This is a genomic window from Pseudomonas sp. GLN_2, from assembly GCF_043106005.1.
In the GTDB taxonomy this organism is placed as follows: domain Bacteria; phylum Pseudomonadota; class Gammaproteobacteria; order Pseudomonadales; family Pseudomonadaceae; genus Aquipseudomonas; species Aquipseudomonas alloputida.
Genome location: NZ_JBICMC010000084.1, coordinates 1 through 22,350, shown reverse-complemented (window position 1 = coordinate 22,350; position 22,350 = coordinate 1). Strand labels below are relative to the sequence as shown.

At 61.7% G+C, this 22,350-nt stretch carries 15 protein-coding genes, 5 tRNA genes and 2 pseudogenes; 10 read left to right on the top strand and 12 right to left on the bottom strand.

All coding sequences use genetic code 11. The annotated features are described in order from the left end of the window. Window positions 1–41: 41 nt before the first annotated feature. The 3 genes from ACF8Q6_RS20280 (at window position 42) to ACF8Q6_RS20270 (ending at window position 5,987) form a co-directional block, all read left to right on the top strand. Entirely contained in the window at window positions 42–2,051 is a 2,010-nt protein-coding gene (locus tag ACF8Q6_RS20280; RefSeq protein ID WP_392493746.1) for a hypothetical protein, read from the top strand. A 188-nt stretch (window positions 2,052–2,239) separates the two neighbouring features. Beyond that, complete coding sequence (locus ACF8Q6_RS20275; protein WP_392493747.1) at window positions 2,240–4,432, top strand: autotransporter outer membrane beta-barrel domain-containing protein; 2,193 nt, start codon at window positions 2,240–2,242, stop codon at window positions 4,430–4,432. Between the two features lie 64 nt (window positions 4,433–4,496). Further along, window positions 4,497–5,987, top strand: coding sequence for a hypothetical protein (locus tag ACF8Q6_RS20270; RefSeq protein WP_392493748.1), 1,491 nt, complete (start codon window positions 4,497–4,499; stop codon window positions 5,985–5,987). A gap of 166 nt (window positions 5,988–6,153) precedes the next feature. Here ACF8Q6_RS20270 and ACF8Q6_RS20265 read toward each other — a convergent pair. The 5 genes from ACF8Q6_RS20265 to ACF8Q6_RS20245 all read right to left on the bottom strand — a co-directional run bounded on the left by ACF8Q6_RS20265 (window position 6,154) and on the right by ACF8Q6_RS20245 (window position 6,715). Further along, window positions 6,154–6,229, bottom strand: a tRNA-Gly gene (locus ACF8Q6_RS20265). Between the two features lie 85 nt (window positions 6,230–6,314). Further along, window positions 6,315–6,390 (bottom strand) — tRNA-Gly (locus ACF8Q6_RS20260). A gap of 3 nt (window positions 6,391–6,393) precedes the next feature. Then, window positions 6,394–6,469 (bottom strand) — tRNA-Glu (locus tag ACF8Q6_RS20255). A 92-nt stretch (window positions 6,470–6,561) separates the two neighbouring features. Continuing rightward, window positions 6,562–6,637: transfer RNA gene (locus ACF8Q6_RS20250), tRNA-Gly, on the bottom strand. Between the two features lie 2 nt (window positions 6,638–6,639). Beyond that, window positions 6,640–6,715 (bottom strand) — tRNA-Glu (locus ACF8Q6_RS20245). 332 nt (window positions 6,716–7,047) lie between these two features. On the opposite strand from ACF8Q6_RS20245, the gene ACF8Q6_RS20240 reads away from it, so the two are divergent. After that, window positions 7,048–7,815, top strand: a complete 768-nt coding sequence (locus tag ACF8Q6_RS20240; RefSeq protein WP_121783881.1) for a hypothetical protein — start codon at window positions 7,048–7,050, stop codon at window positions 7,813–7,815. 75 nt (window positions 7,816–7,890) lie between these two features. Here the strand turns inward: ACF8Q6_RS20240 and ACF8Q6_RS20235 are convergent, their stop codons facing one another. Next, the gene (locus tag ACF8Q6_RS20235; protein WP_392490914.1) at window positions 7,891–8,373 is read right to left on the bottom strand and encodes a GAF domain-containing protein; all 483 of its coding nucleotides are present in this window, start codon (window positions 8,371–8,373) and stop codon (window positions 7,891–7,893) included. Then, entirely contained in the window at window positions 8,374–9,261 is an 888-nt protein-coding gene (locus tag ACF8Q6_RS20230) for an ATP-binding protein (RefSeq protein ID WP_003247104.1), read from the bottom strand. A gap of 204 nt (window positions 9,262–9,465) precedes the next feature. Here ACF8Q6_RS20230 and ACF8Q6_RS20225 point away from each other — a divergent pair, with 204 nt between their 5' ends. Continuing rightward, window positions 9,466–11,823, top strand: a complete 2,358-nt coding sequence (locus ACF8Q6_RS20225) for a response regulator (protein WP_392493858.1) — start codon at window positions 9,466–9,468, stop codon at window positions 11,821–11,823. Here ACF8Q6_RS20225 and ACF8Q6_RS20220 read toward each other — a convergent pair. Both ACF8Q6_RS20220 and msrB read right to left on the bottom strand, forming a co-directional pair. Continuing rightward, window positions 11,813–12,301 carry a glutathione peroxidase gene (locus ACF8Q6_RS20220; RefSeq protein ID WP_161775411.1) on the bottom strand — a complete coding sequence of 163 codons (489 nt, stop codon included), beginning with the start codon at window positions 12,299–12,301 and terminating at the stop codon, window positions 11,813–11,815. The genes ACF8Q6_RS20225 and ACF8Q6_RS20220 overlap by 11 nt on opposite strands. A 13-nt stretch (window positions 12,302–12,314) precedes the next feature. Continuing rightward, window positions 12,315–12,710 (bottom strand): peptide-methionine (R)-S-oxide reductase MsrB, encoded by a 396-nt coding sequence (gene msrB / locus ACF8Q6_RS20215; protein ID WP_003247101.1) that lies wholly within the window; start codon window positions 12,708–12,710, stop codon window positions 12,315–12,317. 167 nt (window positions 12,711–12,877) lie between these two features. Between msrB and ACF8Q6_RS20210 the strand changes: the two genes are divergently transcribed. Next, window positions 12,878–14,089 (top strand): pyridoxal phosphate-dependent aminotransferase, encoded by a 1,212-nt coding sequence (locus ACF8Q6_RS20210; RefSeq protein WP_392499367.1) that lies wholly within the window; start codon window positions 12,878–12,880, stop codon window positions 14,087–14,089. A gap of 316 nt (window positions 14,090–14,405) precedes the next feature. Next, window positions 14,406–15,293: a protease HtpX gene (gene htpX, locus ACF8Q6_RS20205; RefSeq protein WP_392490213.1), complete on the top strand. Its 888-nt coding sequence runs from the start codon at window positions 14,406–14,408 to the stop codon at window positions 15,291–15,293. Between the two features lie 176 nt (window positions 15,294–15,469). Here htpX and ACF8Q6_RS20200 read toward each other — a convergent pair whose 3' ends face one another. Next, window positions 15,470–16,120, bottom strand: a complete 651-nt coding sequence (locus tag ACF8Q6_RS20200) for a thiopurine S-methyltransferase (RefSeq protein WP_392490214.1) — start codon at window positions 16,118–16,120, stop codon at window positions 15,470–15,472. A 100-nt stretch (window positions 16,121–16,220) separates the two neighbouring features. On the opposite strand from ACF8Q6_RS20200, the gene ACF8Q6_RS20195 reads away from it, so the two are divergent. Beyond that, on the top strand, window positions 16,221–16,988 hold the full coding sequence (locus ACF8Q6_RS20195) for a DODA-type extradiol aromatic ring-opening family dioxygenase (protein WP_392490215.1): 768 nt from the start codon (window positions 16,221–16,223) through the stop codon (window positions 16,986–16,988). Between the two features lie 141 nt (window positions 16,989–17,129). On the opposite strand, the pseudogene ACF8Q6_RS20190 reads toward ACF8Q6_RS20195, so the two are convergent. Beyond that, window positions 17,130–18,843 (bottom strand): annotated as a pseudogene (locus ACF8Q6_RS20190) (DEAD/DEAH box helicase). 317 nt (window positions 18,844–19,160) lie between these two features. Then, window positions 19,161–19,916, bottom strand: a complete 756-nt coding sequence (locus ACF8Q6_RS20185; protein ID WP_392491198.1) for a spermidine synthase — start codon at window positions 19,914–19,916, stop codon at window positions 19,161–19,163. 116 nt (window positions 19,917–20,032) lie between these two features. On the opposite strand from ACF8Q6_RS20185, the gene ACF8Q6_RS20180 reads away from it, so the two are divergent. Together ACF8Q6_RS20180 and ACF8Q6_RS20175 are read left to right on the top strand one after the other, a co-directional pair. After that, window positions 20,033–21,379, top strand: coding sequence for a class II 3-deoxy-7-phosphoheptulonate synthase (locus ACF8Q6_RS20180; RefSeq protein WP_010952895.1), 1,347 nt, complete (start codon window positions 20,033–20,035; stop codon window positions 21,377–21,379). An 809-nt stretch (window positions 21,380–22,188) separates the two neighbouring features. Next, window positions 22,189–22,284 (top strand): annotated as a pseudogene (locus tag ACF8Q6_RS20175) (3-deoxy-7-phosphoheptulonate synthase); the annotation flags it as partial. Window positions 22,285–22,350 lie beyond the last annotated feature (66 nt).

Here is a 22,350-nt window from a genome sequence, read left to right as displayed (position 1 = left end):
CAGTTCAACACCTCAGGCAGGCATATTTGTTGGAGACAACAATGAAACCACTAACGTTCAGCACGCAGCAACATGACCGCACCACCAAAGCCCGGCGCAAGTATCTGAAGTTGCAAGATGCCCCTGACAAGACAGCGCCGTTACCGGTGACCGCCCCCAATGTCCAAGGCATCATCGACAGTGACGATGGCACGCTGCACAAAGACCGCTTGAAAGCCGACCTGACCGTCGAGATCCCCGCATGGTCTGACCTGCCACCGGGCAATGATCCAAATGACTACTCGACGTTACAACTGCAGTTCACCTTGACTGGCGCCGAAAACACCTTCAGGGCCATTGGCCCTGTCGAAAAGTTTCTCCCGCCCCTCGTGCCAGGAGACTTTCCGTTAGCACTGGCTTTTCCCCAGGCGTCCATTCCACGCAATGGCAAACTGTGGATTCGCTACGAACTGGTCGACCACAAGGGCGACCAATATGTTTCACATCCCATCGAGCTGATCTGCGACAGTGTTCCGCCCTGGGGGGATGAGCCCGCTCCCCCGCTGACCGCGCCTACGGACATCATCAACGAAGCCTACCTGACCAACCACCAGGCCGGGATTGAACTGGGTATACCTGAATACCCGGACCGTACATCCAAAGATACCTACCAGGCGTTCTATCTGAAGGAATGGCCTGAAGAAAATGCGGACTACGATAACCCTGTCGTCGATGGCACCGTCACAGACGACCGCAAGATAACCATTCCGGCAGATGTGGTACGCAGCCTGGGCGATGGCAGGTTCTATATCGTCTACTACCTGTTCGACAAAGCCCAGAACCGCAGTCGCATCCGGTTACCGGCGACGGTCGATGTGGTGCTCACACCAGAGCCCAAGGACCTGCTGCCACCCGAGGTGCCGCTAGCGGCAGATGACGGCGTACTGAGCCTGAAAGATGCACAGGCGGGTGTGCAGGTGGACATACCGGCTTACACCAATTACCGCAAAGAGGACAAGATCGCGATCAAGTGGGGCACGTCGCCCCTGATCGCCGAACAGGTGGGCTCACGCCCCTTCCCTATATCGATATCCGTACCCAGCGATATCTTGCGAAACGAATACGGCAAGGCTTCGGGGGAGGTAGCGACCCCTGTCAGCTATCAGGTGCTACGTGGCCACGCCGCCTACGGACCGGCGGCCGATGACTTCGCTGTCGACTTTTCCGTTGCTGGCCCGGAACGCCCTGACCCCGACCCCGACTGGCCGGACCCGGTCAACGACAAGATGCTCGCCCCCACAATCACCAGTTTCAGCGGCGATACGAACCTCATTCCCCCGGCCGACCGCGGCAGAGACGCCACGCTGACCTTCAAGGTATTCGAGGGCGCCGCAGCCCCCCAGGTAGTGGACTTCTACTGGGACGGCACGCAGGTGACCCCGGCACGCTGGGTTGTCGATGAGGCACCCGGTGCCGACAAGTCCGTCACGATCCCGTGGAGCTATATCGAGGCAGCTGGTAACAAGCTGGCGCTGCCTGTGCATTACACCGTGAGGGGCGACGAAAACGCGCTCAATGAACAGGAGTCGCTTCCACAGTTCGTAGAGGTATCGGCCATCGACATGACGGCCGACGATCTCGAGTTCCTGGGTTTAACGGACCGGCTCTGGCTGAGTTGCCAATCCCTCTGGGACCCTGATGACCTCTCCGCCGCCCCGGCGATCAGGGTGCAGGTACCGCCCTGCAGCCGCTTCAATGTGCCACCAAACACCACCATGACACTGAACTGGGTGGTGTATGACCAAATTGTGGATGGCAACCTGATCGATGGCGTTGAGAAAACCTGGACTGTGACCTTGAACGCCGAGCAGATCGCGAACGGCTTCGTCACGCGAGTCGAGCCGTACGATCAGCACATCAAGCCCATCTATGACGCCGCGCCGTCCGGCGGGCGGGCCGAGGTGAGCTACGTCATCAACACGCAGCCACCCATTACCTCCAATACCACGGCCAACAAGATCAGCGTCGCCGATCAGGGTACCGGGAGCTCGTGTGACGTAAGCCAACCTTGAGCAAGCCTCGGCAGCGGCTTTGGCAATCGTCCGCTGCCGATCCACTTATAGGAATTTTCCATTGAAGAGTAGGAATTTCCTTACATTTTTTGCGACTTAACGCGCTTAGCCTCGCGGTATGCGGATTGTTCTCCAACGAAAAGCAGAACGGTCTTACAAAAATTTGTTCACTTCGAGGTTTTCCCTGAATGCCGAGCCGCCTTTTTCACACCCTTCGCCACTGTTCAACACCCGCTCATCTCGTGCTGGCAGGCCCGTTGTTTTTCGCCAGTGCCTGCTGGGCAGAAACCCTCATAGATGCCGATACTCAGCTGGATGCCGGCAGCACACTCGACAGCTACCGGGTGATCGGCCCGGCCGTTCTGACAGCCACCGGGGCGACGACGTTGCAGATCGCCGGCCAGGCGGGCGCCACCGTGAACCTGTCGGATAGCCAGGTCACCGCTGAATCGAATGGCAATGGCCTGGCGCTCAATGGTGCCAGTGCCACCGTACACCGCTCGACCATCCGCAGTGACGCCCGTGGCCTGGCGCTGAGTGCTGCAGGGGCGGGTAACGGCTCGCGCGCCTTGATCAACGACAGCGTGATCGAAGGCGGCGTACAAGGCGCGACCCTCAATGCCAGTTCTGCCGAACTGCAGCGCAGCGAACTACGCGGCACGGGCGCCAGCAGCGAGGGCGCACGCCTGGTTGCCGGCACCCTGATTGCCAGGGACGGCAGCACCATCAGCGGCGGCAATTATGGCGCGCGCATTCTTGAGGACGACGGCCGCGGCTCTACGCTGGTGGTCGACAACAGCCTGATCGAGGGACGCAACGGGCCAGCGATTGCCGTCGGCCGAGGGGCCGGTTTTGCAGCATCGGCGCAGATCGACGTTATCAACGGTGCCAGCCTCAGGGGTGGCAACGGCATGCTGCTGCAGGTGGCGGAGGATGCTGCCGCCAACCTGCGGGTCAACAACAGCCACCTGGTCGGCGATATCGTCGCCGCCAGCGGCGGCACCGCCAACGTGCTGCTGGAAAACTTCGCCACCCTCAAAGGCCGGCTGGACAACGTTGCAAGCCTGGAAATCAGCAGCGGTGGCGAATGGACCCTGGTCGACAACAGCCAGGTGACCGACCTGTCACTGGATAACGGTGCCGTGCGCTTCGGCGGGCCGGGCGAATTCTTTACCCTTTCCGTGGAAAACCTCACCGGCAACGGCACCTTCATCATGGAGGCCGATTTCAGCACCTCGCAGTCGGACTTCCTCGACGTGACGGGCACCGCCAGCGGCAACCACCAGTTGCTGATCAGCGCCAGCGGCAACGATCCGCTGACAGACAACAGCCTGCATGTGGTGCATACCGCTGCTGGCGATTCACAATTCTCACTGCTAGGTGGCTCTGTGGACCTGGGAGCCTATTCCTACGACCTGGTGCAACGCGGCGCCAACGACTGGTACCTGGACGCGACCACCCGTACGGTCAGCCCCGGGACACAAACAGTGATGGCCTTGGCCAACGTCGTGCCGACCATCTGGTACGGCGAGCTCGGCGTGCTGCGTAGCCGCATGGGCGACGTGCGCCGCAACCCTGGCAAGGCCGGTGGCTGGGTACGCAGCTACGGTAACCAATTCAATGTCTCGGCGACGTCTGGCGCGGCGTACCAGCAACAGCAACAAGGCCTGTCGATCGGCGCAGATGCGCCCCTGGCAGCTGGCGACGGCAACTGGCTGGTCGGGATCACGGCCGGCTACAGCAATTCCGACCTGAACCTTGCCCGCGGCTCTTCGGCCAGCGTCGACAGCTACCACGCCGGTGCCTACGCCACCTGGCTCGATCCCGAAAGCGGCTATTACATCGACACCGTGGCGCGCATCAACCGTTTCCGCAACCAGGCCGACGTGCGCCTGAGTGACGGCAGCAAGGCCAAGGGTGACTACAGCAACCTGGGTGCTGGCGTTTCGCTGGAGGTGGGGCGTCATCTGAACCTGGCCGACGACTGGTTCCTCGAACCGTTCGCTCAACTGTCCGGGCTCGTGGTCCAGGGCAAGGACTACAGTCTGGACAACGGCATGCGCGCCAATAGCAACAGTACCCACTCGCTGCTGGGCAAAGTGGGTACCTCGGTCGGGCGCACCTTCAGCGCGGGCACAGGCCGTAGCGTGCAACCCTACCTGCGGGTGGCAGCAGTTCATGAGTTCGTCAACGACAACCAGGTGAAAGTCAACGACAACCGCTTCAGCAGCAACCTGGCCGGTTCGCGTGCTGAACTCGGTGCAGGGGTGGCGGTCGCCTGGGGCGAAAAATGGCAGGCCCACGCCGACTTCGATTACAGCCATGGCAGCAAGCTTGAACAGCCATGGGGCGTGAGCGTCGGCGCCCGTTACAGCTGGTGAAAAAACGTGGGAAGGCCAATGCGCCTTCCCTTTTGCATTCATGCGTGACACATGGAGATGGACGATGACGCAGAACAAGCGCTCCGGTAACCGCAGAACTCCAACCCCTGAACTGGACTCGGCCCCTCTTGTCCCCCCAACCGTACCAAGCGTGGTACCCGATGTTGAAGGGGGGAAACCCAACACGGTCGAGTTCCGGGCAACCTATTCCCCCCTGCGGGTAGAGTTTCACCCGTGGGCAAATTCGCACCCGGAAATAGATGAGGAATACCTTTTCCTCTACTGGAATGACGTACTGGTCGACAAGAAGACCTTCAGCAAGCCTATCGAACCTGAAGAGCTATTCATATTGGTACCGGTCGACAAGCTTATTGAAGGCCCGCACCGCCTGCACTACGAAGTCACGCTGTACAGCGATACCCATGTGTCTTCACGGCCACTGGAAATCTACATCGACAAGACCGCGCCGCTGCTCCCCGCAGATGATCGCTTGGTGCTTCCCGACTACGTTATTCGCGAAGGTGTCACCGAGGACTACCTCGCGGCCAACGGCGACAAGCTCGTCTGCACAGTCCCCTCGTACATTGGTGCGGAGCCAGGCGATGTCGTGAAGTGGTTTTACAGCGAAGACGGCGCCGGGCAGGAAATGGTCGACATGATGACACTGACCCAGGAGCACATCGAAACACTGAGCCCGCTAGGCACCAGCAAACCGCTCGAGCTGACCTTCCCGGGCGCTTTCATTCGCCAGTCTGGCAACGGCACGCGTTACGTGCGTTATGAAGTGCAGGACCGCGCTGGCACATACCCCCAGCGTGCGCTAGCGGTCACGTTGGAATCCGACCTTTCCCTGGCACCACGCGAATTGCCACCGCCACACATCAAGGAGGCGAAGGGCAGCGATTACTTCAGCACGCTGGAACCTGGCAATGCATCCGACGGCGTCACATTCGTCATACCCGACGGGGCAGAAATCCGGCCGAATGAGACTGTCACCGTATTCTGGGGCCAACCCGGGACGCTCGGCGGTTACTCCACCAACACGCCCATATCGCCAGGCGCACTTGAATACCTGATCCCCAGCCTATATGTGCCGCCGCACATGAGCGGCCGGGTGGAACTGTATTACCAAATCGACAAGCCTGACGTGCCCCCCTCGCCTTCGCACTATGTCACGGTGCGGAAAATCGAAGGACTGCCAATCGTGCAGTGCAGTGATATCCGCAACCGCGCACTGAACCTGCGCACACTGGGCGAAAGCACCACCTTTACCCTGGAAAGCTGGCCGTTCCGGCATACGTCGCAATTTGTCAACGCCTGGATCGACGGGGTGGAAAGCGGCAACGTCACTCGGGAAATCAGGCTGCCGATTGCCACCGCGCTGCCTGTACCCAGCGAAACGGGCGTGATGGTGCTGGGTAGCGTCACGAAAACCGAACTGTTGAGGCTGGCAATCAACTATCAGTTCCGGGTGTCGGTTGAAGTGTCGTTCGACGATAAGCTGAGCTGGTTGAAATTTCCCGATGCGGCAGCCCAACTGGAAGACAAGCCGTAGCCCGATGCAAAAAAAACGCCACCCGAAAGAGTGGCGTTTTTTGCAGTTGAAGCCAAATGTCGGGATGACCATGGATCCCGATGGCTTTGACTGAAACGAAAAAAGACGCCGAAGCGTCTATTTTCGAGGATCTACAGACTTCCGCAGAGGGCTGTAAATCTTGATTTGGAGCGGGAAACGAGACTCGAACTCGCGACCCCGACCTTGGCAAGGTCGTGCTCTACCAACTGAGCTATTCCCGCAATTTGAAGCTTTACCACGTTCGGCGTGAAGCGCCTTTACAGCCTTCACCACCACTGCACCGCATAGACGCCACAGTATTTAAACTGGAGCGGGAAACGAGACTCGAACTCGCGACCCCGACCTTGGCAAGGTCGTGCTCTACCAACTGAGCTATTCCCGCATTTGGCGTCCCCTAGGGGACTCGAACCCCTGTTACCGCCGTGAAAGGGCGGTGTCCTAGGCCACTAGACGAAGGGGACACACAACACTTTTCAGTGCACCAGAACATGAACCTCACGATTCAGCCTGGATTTTCTTTTCCTGCCCCGCCGCTAAGCAGTGCCGGAGAAACTGGAGCGGGAAACGAGACTCGAACTCGCGACCCCGACCTTGGCAAGGTCGTGCTCTACCAACTGAGCTATTCCCGCATTGGCGTCCCCTAGGGGACTCGAACCCCTGTTACCGCCGTGAAAGGGCGGTGTCCTAGGCCACTAGACGAAGGGGACACGCTGCTGGCATTACTGCCTGCTTTCACTCCCTGCTGCGTTTCGCTGTGTGCTTTACGCTGCAAGTGGCGCGCATTCTATGGATGGTTCGGGAAGGCGTCAACCCCTTTGTAGAAATTTATTTAAATCAATGACTTCCGGGTACACACAGCGCTGTTTCGGCAAGCCTCCAGGGGGTTGCCGTTGATTTTCTGGCGTCAAGTCAGCATTAATGTGCCAGCATCCAGTCATGGCACAGTTTGCCGATAGAAAAAGAGAATGGCTGTCAGGGCCTCTCGCGAGCAAGCTCGCTCCTACACTCAATCATGCAAACCTATTATGAGGCTTTAACGGTGACACCACTTCTGATCACCCTGCTCATCGTGGCGGGCATCGCGTTGCTGATCGTGATCGGCTACCTCAACAACGTGGTCGAGAATGGCAAGCTAGAACGCGCCCGGACGAAGATCGAGCTGGCCGACCGCCTGCGCCGTTGTGGCGAAATCACCGAGACATTCCCCGGCCAGTTCATGACCCCGGCCCTCAAATTGCTGCTGACCCGCCTGGAGCTGAACCTCAACCAGCGCCTGCTGGCGGTGGACAAGCACAATGCCGAATTCAAGGCGCGCATCGCCGAACTGGAGGGGCTGATTGCCCTGGGCGACAAGATCCCGGTCAACAACCCACCCAACCCGATCCACACCGAGATCAAGGCCAAGGACGTACGCTTCTTGCTGGAGGCGCTGCACAATCAGGTGACCCGCGCTGCCCATGAGGGCTTCTTGCCCGCTGTCGAGGCCAAGCATTGGGTCAAGGAAATCCGCCATATCCTGGTGCTGCTGCACATCGAGTTTTTCAACAACCTTGGTCAACAGGCCCTGCAAAAAGGCCAACCCGGCCAGGCGCGCCTGGCCTTCGAGCGCGGCGTGCAGTATTTGCGCAAGCAGCCCGAGCCGAAGGTGTATGAAGAGCAGCTGACGTATCTTGAGAAACTGTTGGCCCGGGCCAATGCCCAGGTGCTGGACCGCATGGCACCGGCAGAAGACGAGCACAACGAATTGACCGATGGGCTCAAGACCGATGAGGAAGAAACCTGGAAGAAGAAGGTGATCTACGACTGATGGGTTAACCTGTACCGGCCTCTTCGCGGGTAAACCCGCTCCTACAAGCGAAGAGGCCGGCACAGGCAACATCGATCAGCAGTCAGTCAACGCCAGAAAGATCCCCGCCAACCGCTCCAGCCCCACCTGGTCCGCCTCGCTGAACCGCCCGACCGTCGGGCTGTCCAGGTCCAGCACGCCAATCAACCTGCCGTCCTTCACCAACGGGATCACCAGCTCGCTGTTGGAGGCGCTGTCACAGGCAATGTGACCCGGGAATGCATGTACATCCTCGACCCGCTGGGTCTGCCGCGTTGCCGCCGCGGCCCCGCACACACCTTTACCGAACGGAATACGCACGCACGCCACCTGGCCCTGGAACGGGCCCAGCACCAGCTCTTCGTTGCGGTTGAGGTAGAACCCCGCCCAGTTCAGGTCGTCCACCTGGTTATACAGAAACGCGGAAAACTGCGCGGCGTTGGCAATGAAGTCACGCTCGTCGGCGAACAGCGCCTGCACTTGCGCCGCCAGCAGGTTATAGCCGTCGAGGCCGGCGCCACTGGCATTGAGGTCGATCATTTACTTTTGCTCCAGCAATTGCAGCCCGACCCAGTAGCGGGCGAACTGATAGGCACAACGGCCATTACGGTTGCCGCGGCCGGTGGCCCAGCGCACGGCGAGGATGTCGAGTGCTTCGGTGCGCTGCCACACAAGGCCCGCAGGTTGTGCCAACTGGCCAATCCAGTGCTCGACAACGTTCAGGAAGTGATCCTGGGTAAACGGGTAGAACGACAGCCACAGGCCAAAACGGTCAGACAGGGCAATCTTGTCCTCCACCGCTTCGCTGGGGTGCAGTTCGCCGTCCACACGCTTCCAGTTCTCGTTGTCGCTCTCCTTCTCGGGCACCAGGTGGCGGCGGTTGGAGGTGGCGTACAGCAGCACGTTGTCCGGGGCCTGCTCCAGCGAGCCGTCGAGCACACTCTTGAGCACCCGGTAGTCGCCCTCCCCGGCTTCGAACGACAGGTCGTCGCAGAACAGGATGAAGCGTTGCGGCAACTTCTGCAGTTGCTCGACCACCCGCGGCAGGTCGGCCAGGTGGTCACGTTCGATTTCGATCAGGCGCAGGCCGGCGCTGGCGTGCTCGGCCAGCAAGGCACGGACCAGCGACGACTTGCCAGTACCGCGCGAGCCCCACAGCAGCGCGTGGTTGGCTGGCAGGCCGTTGATGAACTGGTGGGTGTTGCGGCCCAGCTGGTCGCGCTGTTTGTCGACGCCGATCAGGTCGGTCAGGCGGATGTCCAGGCTGACGTCCAGCGGCAGCAGGTAGCCGCTGCGACCATCACGCTGCCAGCGCGCGGCCAGTGTGGTGCCCCAGTCGATGTGCGGGCGTTGTGCCGGCAACAGGGGTTCAAGGCGCGCCAGTACCGATTCGGCGCGGTCCAGAAAAGCGATCAAGCGAGCGTCCATGACGACTCCTAACAATCTCAGTTTTTTGGGGGCCGCTGCGCGCCCCTTCGCGGGCTTGCCCGCTCCCTCAGGGCTTGCCTTCAGCCTGGGGCTAAGCTGTACCTGTGGGAGCGGACAAGCCCGCGAAGGGGCGCCAAGCGGCCCCCGCTTGGCGATCAACTGAAATGAACAGACAGACCCACCAGCAGCCGGGGCTATTCGGCTATGCTTGCGCAGCGCAAGGAACGGGAAACCGGCTCGGGACTCATGGATATCAAGTTCACCAATCGCCTGTCATACAAGCAAGCCCGGTTGACAGTCCTGGTCGGCTTCATCCTGGGAACATTGCTCAGTCTCATCCAGATCGGCATCGATTATGCCAGCGAAGACGCGTCCATCAACCGTGAAGTGAACGCGTTGCTGCAAATCAGCCACAACCCGGCCTCGCGCATCGCCTACAACATCGACTCGGAACTGGCGCTGGAGCTGACCCGCGGCCTGCTGCAGTCGCCGGCCGTCATCCGCGCACGACTGATCGACAACAACGAAACGGTGCTGGCCGATGTCGAGCGGCCAAAACTGCAAGACCGCTCCCGGCCACTCAGCGACTTCCTGTTCGGCGAGCAACGCCAGTTCAAGGAGCGCCTGTACCTGACCCACATGCCGGAGCAATACCTGGGCACCCTGTACCTGGACATCGACACCTTCGCCTTCGGCAGCCGCTTTCTCGACCGTGCCGGCATCACCCTGCTCAATGGCTTTGCCCGCAGCCTGGTGCTCACCGGCCTCCTGTTGGCGCTGTTCTACATGATGCTGACCAAGCCGCTGGTGACGGTGATTGGCGCACTCAGCGGCAGCGACCCGCGCAAACCCCGGCAAACGCGCCTGGAATGCCCACACGGACACGAGCATGACGAAATCGGCGTGCTGGTGAAGGTCGCCAACCAGCAGTTCATCAGCATGGCCACCGAGATCGAACAGCGGCGCACTGCGGAAAACCGTCTGACCCAGTACCTGAACGAGCTGGAAGACATCGTGTCGGCGCGCACCAACGAGCTCAAGGCCAGCAACAGCAGCCTGAGCCTGTCCAACCAGGAGCTGGAACAAGCCCGCAGCCGAGCGCTGGACATGGCCCAGGCTCGCGCCGCCTTCCTGGCCAACATGAGCCATGAAATCCGCACCCCGCTCAACGGCATGCTGGGCATGATCGCCCTGGCGCTGGACAACCCGCTGCCCAGCGAGCAACGCCAGCAACTGGCTATCGCCCACGACTCGGGCAAGGTGCTGGTAGAGCTGCTGAACGATATTCTCGACTTGTCCAAGTTCGATGCCGGCCAGCTGGAACTGGAACGCATTGCGTTCGACATGGGCTCGATGGTGGAAGACACCGCCAACCTGCTGTCGCAGAACACCGCGCAAAGCGTGGAACTGACCTGCCTGATCGCCAGCGACTTCCCCAGCAGCGTACTCGGCGACCCCACGCGTGTGCGGCAGATCGTCAGCAACCTGCTGTCCAACGCGCTGAAGTTCACCCGCTTCGGCCGTGTCGATGTGCGCTTGATGGCCATTGTCGGTGGTGTACGTCTTGAGGTACGGGATACCGGCATCGGCATCCCCGAAGACGCCCAGGCGCGCATCTTCCAGCCCTTCACCCAGGCCGGTGCCGGCATCACCCGCCAGTACGGTGGCACCGGCCTGGGGCTGGCGCTGACGCGCAACCTGTGCAAGGCCATGCAGGGCCACCTGCACATTCGCTCCGAGCCGGGCTTTGGCAGCTGTTTCACCGCCGAATTGCCGCTGACCGTGCACACCGAAGCCATCCCGCCAGCACCCTTGCATGGCCGCGTGGCCGCACTGAGCGCAGCCGGCAGCGGGCTCAATGAACTGTTGCAGCACTTGCTGCCTGCCTGGGGCCTGACCTACCAGCGCCATGACAGTTGCGCCACGCTGGATGCCGCAGTGATCGACCTGTTGATCACTGACGACGTCGAGCACCTGTTCGAACTGCGCCCGGCATTGAAAACCCCGATCCTGCTGGTGACTGCCTACGGCAATTTCCTGCCCAACGAGCAGTCCTTGGCCTTGGCCCCGCTGCACCAGCTGGCCCGACCATTGGCACGCAACGCCCTGTACCAGACCCTGCGCCGCACCTTGCAAGGCCATGAACCCGAACACCCGCTGGCCATCCCGGCCATTACCCAGGAGCAAGGCCGTGCGAGGATACTGCTGGTTGAGGACAACCCGGTGAACCAGCTGGTGGCCAAGGGCATGCTGGCCAAGCTCGGCTGCCAGGTGCAACTGGCCACCCAGGGCGCGGAGGCCCTTGAGCTGCTGGCGCGTGAGGAATTCGACCTGGTGCTGATGGACTGCAACATGCCGGTGATGGACGGCTACGAGGCCAGCCGGCGTATCCGCCAAAGCGGCCGCTGGCCCGAGTTGCCGATCGTCGCCCTCACCGCCAACGCCATGCCCGAAGAGCGCGAACGCTGCCGGGCGGCGGGCATGAACGACTACCTGGCCAAGCCATTCCGCCGCGAAGAGCTAATGGCCCTGGTTGACCATTGGGTGCCCTTCAGCGGCTGAGCAAACGCTCGATGTCCGCCTCCAGGGCCTGTGGCTTGGTGGAGGGGGCATAGCGCTTGACCTGGCCACTGGCCGGGTCGACCAGAAACTTGGTGAAATTCCACTTGATCTTCTGGCTACCCAAAATACCCGGGGCGCGTTGCTTGAGTTCGACGAACAGAGGGTGAGCGCCTGGGCCGTTGACCTCAACCTTGCGAAACAGCGGAAAACTCACGCCGAAATTACGCTCGCAGAACTGCGCAATGTCCCGCGCATCGCCAGGTTCCTGCTTGCCGAACTGGTTGCACGGGAAACCCAGTACCACCAGGCCACGGTCGCGGTAGGCCTGCCACAGTTGCTCCAGGCCCTTGTACTGCGGGGTAAAACCGCACTGGCTGGCGGTATTGACCACCAACAGCACCTTGCCCGGGAAGTCGCCCAGCGTCTTGTGCTCGCCACCCAGGGTCACACAGGGGATGTTCAGCATCGTTGCAGCCATGATCGGGCTCCGGTCAGTCGCGCGGACGAAGGTCGATGCACACCGAGTTGATGCAGTAGCGCAGGCCGGTCGGTGGCGGGCCGTCAGGGAACACATGCCCCAGGTGCGCATCGCAACGGGCGCAGGTGACCTCGGTGCGGATCATGCCGTGGGAGGTGTCGCGAATCTCGATCATCGCGCTGTCCTCGATCGGGGCGTAGAAACTTGGCCAACCGCAGCCAGCGTCGAACTTGGTCTGCGCATCGAACAGCGCCAGGCCGCAGCAAATGCAATGGTAGATGCCATCGCGGCGCTCGCTGTTGTACTTGCCGCTGAATGGCCGTTCGGTGCCCTTGAGGCGGCAGACCTGGTACTGCTCGGGGTCGAGCATCGACCGCCATTCGTCCAGGGTTTTTTCGATCTTTTTCATGTAGAAACCTCGGCAGGCTGAATTTCACCCCACACCGTCTTTTCCGGGGCGCGGGTGGCACGTATATTAGTTGGCTTCGTGTGCCAGGCGTTCAGTCTGGCACCCGCTTCCTGCCCTTTCAAACCTTTCGGCGGGGCGTAGCGCGTTTTCTCAATCGGGATCCCATCATGCAGTTCAGCAAATCGAACAAGCTCGCCAATGTCTGCTACGACATTCGCGGCCCAGTGCTCAAGCACGCCAAACGCCTGGAGGAGGAAGGCCACCGCATCCTCAAGCTGAACATCGGCAACCCGGCGCCGTTTGGCTTCGAGGCGCCTGATGAAATCCTTCAGGATGTGATCCGCAACCTGTCCACCGCACAGGGCTATAGCGACTCCAAAGGCCTGTTCAGTGCCCGCAAGGCGGTGATGCAGTACTGCCAGCAGAAAGAAATCGAAGGCGTCACCATCGAGGACATCTACCTGGGTAATGGTGTGTCCGAGCTGATCGTCATGTCGATGCAGGCGCTGCTCAACAACGGCGACGAAGTGCTGATCCCGGCCCCCGACTACCCGCTGTGGACAGCCGCCGTGAGCCTGGCCGGCGGCAAGCCGGTGCACTACCTGTGCGACGAGCAGGCTGACTGGTTCCCTGACCTTGAGGACATCAAGGCCAAGATCACCCCAAACACCAAGGCGCTGGTGATCATCAACCCGAACAACCCGACCGGCGCCGTCTACTCCAAAGAGCTGCTGCTGGGCATGCTGGAGCTGGCGCGCCAGCACAACCTGGTGGTGTTCTCCGACGAGATCTACGACAAGATCCTGTACGACGAAGCCGTGCACATCAGCACCGCCTCGCTGGCCCCGGACCTGCTGTGCCTGACCTTCAACGGCTTGTCCAAGTCGTACCGGGTGGCGGGCTTCCGCTCTGGCTGGCTGATCATTTCCGGGCCCAAGCACCACGCACACAGCTACATCGAAGGCATCGACATGCTGGCCAACATGCGCCTGTGCGCCAACGTGCCGGCCCAGCATGCCATCCAGACCGCGCTGGGCGGCTACCAGAGCATCAACGACCTGGTGCTGCCACCGGGGCGCCTGCTGGAGCAGCGCAACCGCACCTACGAACTGCTCAACGATATCCCCGGTGTCAGCTGCGTGAAGCCGATGGGCGCGCTGTATGCGTTCCCGCGGATCGACCCAAAGGTTTGCCCGATCCTCAACGACGAGAAGTTCGCCCTTGACCTGCTGCTGTCGGAGAAGCTGCTGATCGTACAAGGAACGGCGTTCAACTGGCCGTGGCCGGACCACTTCCGCGTGGTGACCTTGCCGCGGGTGGACGACCTGGAAGCAGCCATTGGCCGGATCGGCAATTTCCTGAAGGGTTATTCGCAGTAGGGTTCGACGGGGGGCGCCGGGGGCCACGAGAGGTTCGACGCGGGGGTGGTGGTGGGGCGCAGATCGAGCGCCGCCCGCGCGGCGCTCGATCTCACAGGCGCCACACCCCTTGCGGCAAACACCCAGCGGCCTTGACGCAGCCCCAAGCCGAATGTTTCTTACATCCTGCAACGCTCTATCCCACAGCCCCCACGCCATCCTCTGCCATACTCCGCCGTACACAGTTTGAAATAGTCCCCCGATTGAATCGGCGCGGCAGGCCCCTTATATACCCCGCAGTAAGCGACAACTCATCCGTCAGGAGAACGTAACAACCATGATGCGCATTCTGTTGTTTGTAGCCACCAACCTCGCGGTGGTGCTGGTTGCAAGCATTACCCTGAGCCTGTTCGGTTTCAACGGGTTCATGGCCGCCAACGGGGTCGACCTGAACCTCAGCAGCCTGCTGGTGTTCTGCGCCGTGTTCGGCTTTGCCGGCTCCCTCGTCTCGCTGTTCATCTCCAAGTGGATGGCGAAGATGACCACCGGCACCCAGATCATCAGCCAGCCGCGCACCCGCCACGAGCAGTGGCTGCTGCAAACGGTCGAAGAGCTGTCCCGCGAAGCGGGCATCAAAATGCCTGAAGTGGGTATCTTCCCGGCTTACGAGGCCAACGCCTTCGCCACCGGCTGGAACCGCAACGACGCGCTGGTCGCAGTGTCCCAGGGCCTGCTGGAGCGCTTCTCGCCCGATGAAGTGCGTGCGGTACTGGCCCACGAAATTGGCCACGTTGCCAACGGCGACATGGTCACCCTGGCGCTGGTGCAGGGCGTGGTGAACACCTTCGTGATGTTCTTTGCCCGCATCATTGGCAACTTCGTCGACAAGGTGATCTTCAAGAACGAAGAGGGCCAAGGCATTGCCTACTATGTAGCAACCATCGTTGCCGAGCTGATCCTTGGCATCCTGGCCAGCATGATCGTGATGTGGTTCTCGCGCCGCCGCGAATTCCGCGCAGACGAAGCCGGTGCGCACCTGGCCGGTACTGCGGCAATGATCGGCGCCCTGCAGCGCCTGCGCGTGGAACAAGGTCTGCCAGTGCACATGCCTGACACCATGAAGGCTTTCGGCATCAATGGCGGCCTCAAGCACGGCCTGGCCGGGTTGCTGATGAGCCACCCACCGCTGGAAGAACGCATTGAGGCCCTGCGCCGCCGCGGCTGATCCACCTGAGAAAACAAAGGGCGACTTCGGTCGCCCTTTTTTATTCCTGGCCTTACGCAGCTTCTGTGGGAGCGGGCGCGCCCGCGAACACCGGCAAAGCCGGTGCCATCTATCGCGCCGCCTGGTTCGTGGGCACGCCCGCTCCCACATGGGCCGGGGCAGCCTGCCCTACCTGCTTACCGGCTGAGCCGGTACACCCGCTCCAACAAACTCGACGCCCCGGCCTGCACAAACTTCGGGCTCTCCTCAATCACCTCCACAGCCTCCAGTTGCTCCACCTGCCACCCCGCAAACCCCTGCCTCAGCTCTTCATCCCTGACCGAAAACGGCGGCCCCGCCAACAATGACTGGTCATAGTCCAGCGTCACCACCAACCCCCGGCAGCTTGTCGGCAGCACCCCCGACAACAGCTGCATATACCGCGCACGCATCTGCACCGGCAGCGCAATCACCGCCGCCCGGTCATACAGCCCCACGCAGTCAGCCACATCCTCTGCCCGCAAGGCAAAGAAGTCGCCACACCACAGCTGCACATCTCCACCGCGCCAAACCTCGAATGCGCCCTGCTGCCGCACCTCGGCCTCAAGCCGGTGCTCACGGAAAAAATCCTCCACCGCCCGCCGCGACAGCTCCACACCCAATACGCGATGGCCCTGGCCGGCCAGCCAGGCCAGGTCCAGGCTCTTGCCACACAACGGCACTAGCACCCTGCTGCCGGGCGCCAACTGCAACTGCGGCCAATACGTCTGCAGATAGGGGTTCACCTGCGCCTGGTGAAAGCCGATCTGGTTATCGGCCCACCGCTGCTGCCAGAACGCTGGTTCCATGATTACTCCCGATTTTTAGATGATTTGTCGGTAAAACTTGGTTTGGATTTCGATCTGTAGTTAATCGATGATGTTGCATCTTAACCTTCAGGACCCCGCCATGCTGCCCAGCCTGTTCATTTCCCATGGTTCCCCCATGCTTGCCCTGCAACCCGGCGCCAGCGGGCCGGCACTGTCCGGGTTGGCCAACGCGCTGCCCCGGCCGAAAGCGATCGTGGTGGTGTCGGCACACTGGGAAAGCCGCGAGCTGCTGGTCACCGGCAGCGCACAGCCCGAAACCTGGCATGACTTCTACGGCTTCCCACCGGCCCTGTATGCGGTGCAGTACCCGGCGCCAGGCGAGCCCGGGCTTGCTGGCCAGGTCAGTGAGCGGTTGAAGGCTGCGGGGTTACCCGCGCGGCTGGACATGCAACGCCCATTCGACCATGGCGCCTGGGTGCCGCTGTCGCTGATGTACCCGGATGCGAGCATTCCCGTGGTGCAGGTTTCGCTGCCCAGCCACATGGGGCCGGCGCTGCAGCTAAAAGTGGGCCAGGCACTGGCGGGGTTGCGTGCCGAGGATGTACTGCTGATGGGGTCGGGCAGCATTACCCACAACCTGGGTGAGCTGGACTGGCATGCGGGGCCGGATGTGATCGAGCCGTGGGCGCTGGCGTTCAGGGATTGGGTGGTAGACCGGCTGCAGGAGGATGACCAGGCGGCGTTGCTGGATTACCGGCAGCAGGCGCCGTTTGCGGTGCGCAACCATCCCAGTGATGAGCATTTGCTGCCGCTGTTCTTTGCCCTCGGGGCCGGGAGCAAGTTCGGCGTGGTGCATCAGGGGTTTACCCTGGGCGCGCTGGGGATGGACATCTATCGGTTCGACTGAAGGGCCTCTTCGCGGGCAAGCCCGCTCCTACAGGTACTGAAATCTGTGGGGTACCTGTAGGAGCGGGCTTGCCCGCGAAAGGGCCGGTACAGGCAAAAAAAATCCCCGACCTAAGCCGGGGATTTTTTCGTTACGCCAGGATCAATCCTCGCGGTAGCGACGCAGCTTCAGCTGCTTGCCAGCCACGCGGGTGTCCTTGAGCTTGGACAGCAGCTTCTCGAGGCCGTCTTCCGGCAGCTCGACCAAGCTGAAGCTGTCGCGCACCTGGATGCGGCCGATAGCGTCACGCGCCAGGCCACCTTCGTTGAGGATCGCCCCCAGCAGGTTCTTGGCAGCGATGCCATCACGGGCACCCAGGGCGGTACGGCAACGCACGCGGCCTTCGGCCAACGGCAGCGGTGCACGGCGCTCACGATCACCACGGTCAGGACGCTCGCCACGCTCACCGCGCTCGGTACGCTCACCACGCGGGGCGAAGCTCGGCACCAGTGGCTGCTCGCGCTCTACCGCCGCCAGGTCCAGCGCCTGGCCATTGGTGGCCTTGCGGAGCAGGGCCGAAGCCAGAGCACGCGCGCTGCAACCCAGGTCGGTGGTCAGGCGGTCGAACAGCTCGCCGTGGGTGGCTTCTGCTTCGGCTACCAGCGGAGCCAGGCTCGAGGTCAGCTTCTTAATGCGGGCATCCAGCACGGCCTGGGCATTCGGCAGGCGCGCTTCGGCAACCTTCTGCCCGGTAACACGCTCGATCACCTGCAGCATGCGGCGCTCACGCGGGGTAACCAGCAACAGTGCACGGCCATCGCGACCGGCACGGCCAGTACGGCCGATACGGTGTACGTAGGATTCCGGGTCGTACGGCATGTCAACGTTGAACACGTGAGTGATGCGCGGTACGTCCAGGCCACGGGCAGCGACGTCGGTGGCGACGACGATGTCCAGGCGGCCATCCTTGAGCGAGTCGATCACGCGCTCACGCTGGTTCTGGGCGATATCGCCGTTCAGTGCAGCAGCCTTGTAGCCTTTGGCTTCCAGCGCGGCGGCCAGGTCCAGGGTGGCTTGCTTGGTACGCACGAAGGCGATCAGCGCGTCGAACTCTTCCACTTCCAGCAGACGCAGCACAGCCGGGATCTTCTGGTCCGCGTGGACCATCAGGTGGGCCTGCTCGATCGCGGTAACGGTCTGGGTCTTGGTCTGGATCTTGACGTGCTTGGGTTCACGCAGGTGACGTTCGGCGATCGAACGGATCGACGACGGCAGGGTAGCGGAGAACAGTACGGTCTGACGGGTAGCCGGGATTGCGTCGAAGATCACTTCGAGGTCGTCCATGAAGCCCAGCTTCAGCATCTCGTCGGCTTCGTCCAGTACCAGGTACTGTACGGTCGACAAGACTTTTTCGTCACGACGCAGGTGGTCGCACAGACGGCCCGGGGTGGCCACGACGATTTGCGCGCCGTTGCGGATCGCACGCAGCTGTGGACCCATCGGGGCACCACCGTAGACGGCGACAACGTTCACGCCCGGCATCTGCTTGGCGTAGGTTTCGAAAGCGGTAGCAACTTGCAGCGCCAACTCACGGGTTGGCGCCAGGATCAGGGCTTGCGGTTCGCGCTTGCTCACATCGATCTTGTTCAGGATCGGCAGGGCGAAGGCAGCGGTTTTGCCGGTGCCAGTCTGCGCCTGGCCGATCATGTCGTGACCGGCGAGGATGATCGGGATCGATTGTTGCTGAATGGCGGACGGCTCTTCGTAGCCGGTAGCCACAACGGCAGCAACAATGTTCGGGTTAAGATCGAGAGCGGCGAAGCCGCCGGTTTCCTGGGTCATGGGTCTGCCTCTAGGTGCATCCGCAAAGACCCATGCTCCAAAGCTGCACATGCCTTGAAAGACCGTCAGGTCACCCAGGCAGCTTTGGCGGCGGGGATTTGCGAAAACGATTGAAAAAGAAAACTTGGGAAGGTCCGCCTAGCGGACGCGCAGCCGAAGCTGGACTCGGAGGATTTGCACCACCTGATTTTGAGGTCCGCTAAAAGACCGGCGCGTACTATACCTGAAATAGTCGCGTACGTGAGGAAAATTTTCATGGAGGCAGGGCCAGTATCGGGCCATCGCGCACGACAGGCTGAATCGATAATCCCCTGAAGCCTTACGCGCTCGGTGTCGGCGCGCGTCAGCCACTCAGGTAGCCGGCCGAATCTCGCGGATCAGCCCATCGAGGCTGTACCCCAAACGTGGCGCCAGCGCCTCGGCCCTGGCTCTCAAACCGTCCAGGTTCAGCGACTGCTCCAGGTCTGCCGGCACCAGCAGGATCACATTGCCCTCCTTCACAGGCAGTTCCCAGTAATGCCGGTGGTACAACCCGCGCAACAACGCCGCGCCCAGCGGCCTGCCATCATCGGTGGCCCACTGGTTGATCACCAGCCAGCCGCCCGGGTTCAGGTGCTGCTGGCAGTTCTCCAGAAAGTTCCACGCCAGGTGCCCGACCCCAGGACCATGGTCGGTGTACAAGTCAACGAACAGCAGGTCGGCCTTTTCTGCCGTGGGCAGCAGCTCCAGCGCATCGCCGATGCGCACATACAGCCGCGGGTCGTCGTCCAGGCCCAGGTAATCCATGGCCAGGCGCGGCACATCCGGGCGCAGCTCGATGGCCTCGATGTCTTCCAGCGGCAGGAACTTCATGCAGGCCTGGGTCAGCGTGCCGGCGCCCAGGCCCAGAAACAGTGCACTCTCAGGCAGTTCGTGGCACAGCGCCCCCACCAGCATGGCGCGGGTGTAGTCGTACTCCAGCCAGCTGGGGTCGGCGGTGAACACACAGCTTTGCTCGATCGCATCGCCGAATTCCAGAAAGCGGTAGTCGTCTACTTCGTACACGCTGATGACGCCAAACGCATCTTCCACCCGTGCCAGCAGCCGCTCTTGCCGTTCCGCCGTCATGTCCACCACCCGCCTGCGCAAAAACGCGCATTGTCCGCCAACACCCTTGATGCAACAAGCGCAGCGCCAACTGTTACCATGGCCCATAGCCTACAACCGACAAGACCGAGCCCAAGATGAACCAACCGTGGAGCCCCGACAGCTGGCGTGCCCTGCCGATCCAGCAGCAACCGACCTACCCCGATGCCGCGCACCTGCTGAAGGTTGAACAGACCCTGGCCAGCTACCCGCCGCTGGTGTTCGCGGGTGAGGCGCGCGAGCTGCGCCGGCAGTTCGCCGAGGTCACCGAAGGCCGTGCCTTCCTGCTTCAGGGCGGCGATTGCGCCGAGAGCTTCGCCGAGTTCTCGGCTGCAAAAATCCGTGACACCTTCAAGGTGCTGCTGCAAATGGCCATTGTCATGACCTTTGCCGCCGGCTGCCCGGTGGTGAAAGTGGGGCGTATGGCCGGTCAGTTCGCCAAACCGCGCTCATCTGGCGATGAAACCATCGGCGACGTCACCCTCCCCGCCTACCGTGGCGACATCGTCAACGGCATCGGTTTCGACGCCAAAAGCCGCATTCCGGACCCGGAGCGGCTGCTGCAGGCCTACCACCAGGCCACCGCCAGCCTCAACTTGCTGCGTGCGTTCGCCCAGGGCGGGTTTGCCGACCTGCATCAGGTGCACAAGTGGAACCTGGACTTCATCGCCAACTCGGCGCTGGCCGACAAGTACCACCAGTTGGCCAATCGCATCGATGAAACCCTGGCGTTCATGCGTGCCTGTGGCCTGGACAGTGCGCCGCAGCTGCGCGAAACAAGCTTCTTCACGGCCCACGAAGCGCTGCTGCTGAACTATGAAGAAGCCTTCGTACGCCAGGACAGCCTGACTGGCGACTACTACGACTGCTCGGCGCACATGCTGTGGATCGGTGACCGCACCCGCCAGCTCGATGGGGCCCATGTGGAGTTTCTGCGTGGCGTGCACAACCCGATTGGGGTCAAGGTTGGGCCGAGCATGAACCCCGAAGAGCTGATCCGCCTGATCGACACGCTCAACCCGGCCAACGACCCGGGGCGTTTGAACCTGATCGTGCGCATGGGCGCGGGCAAGGTTGGCGACCACTTGCCGGGGCTGATCCGCACTGTCGAGCGCGAGGGGCGCAAGGTGCTGTGGAGTTCCGATCCGATGCACGGCAACACCATCAAGGCCAGCAGCGGTTACAAGACCCGCGATTTTGCGCAGATTCTGGATGAGGTGAAGCAGTTCTTCCAGGTACACCAGGCCGAGGGCAGCCATGCTGGCGGTATCCATATCGAGATGACTGGGCAGAACGTCACCGAATGCATTGGCGGTGCCCGGCCGATCACCGAGGATGCGTTGTCTGACCGGTATCACACCCATTGCGATCCGCGGATGAATGCTGATCAGTCGCTGGAGTTGGCATTCCTGATTGCCGAAACCCTCAAGCAGGTACGGCGCTAAGCGCTTTTCGCTTTTCGCTTTTCGCTTTTCGCTTTTCGCTTTTGATCTTGCTTCTAAGCGCGCGGTAGTCCAGGCGACGCAGATTGCGACTTCAGGAGGCCGAGTGGAGGCATTGCGGAGGGAGATGACGGGCATGGATGCCCGTCAAGCGCTGAGGCCCCATGGATGGGGCCTGCAGCGCGTGCTCCCGGGAGCAAGGCCGGAGCGAGGGGACCCCGGAGCGCAGCGTAGGGGCCGGATGATGGGAGCCGACGGTTTTTGGTCCCTTTTTGCCACGACAAAAAGGGACCCGCCGTAAGGGCGGAAAGGTGAGTCGGCGTCGCCATCGCAAACGGACTGTACGCCCGATCAGAACCAGCGCTTAAGCTTTTGAGCTTTTGAGCTTTTGAGCTTTTGAGCTTTTGAGCCTTTGAGCCTTTGAGCCTTTGAGCCTTTGAGCCTTTGGGCCTTTGGGTTGTGCGCTTTCACATCAAGTAGACATTCATTCACGATGTAGGCGCCTATTCACCTTTCCGCCCTTCCGGCGGGTTACTTTGGTCGTGGCCAAAGTAACCAAAACCGTCGGCTCCCATCATCCGGCCCCTACGCTACGCTCCGGGGTCCCCTCGCTCCGGGCTTGCTCCCGGGAGGACCGCGCTGCAGGCCCCATCCTGGGGCCCAGCGCTTGACGGGCATCCATGCCCGTCACCCCCCTCCGCAAGCCCTGCGCTCTGCCTCCTGAAGTCGCAATCTGCGTCGCCTGAACTACCGCGCGCTTAGAAGCAAAAACCAAAGCAAGAGCAGGAGCAAGAGCAAGAGCAAGAGCAACAGCGTTCTTCCTGGTACACCAGGCCGAGGGCAGCCATGCCGGCGATATCCTTATCCAGATGACCGGGCAGAACCTCACCGAATGCATCGGCGGTGCCGGCCGATCACCGAATTCGCTTCTCGCTTTTGATCTTGCTTCTAAGGCGCGCAGTAGTCCAGGCGAC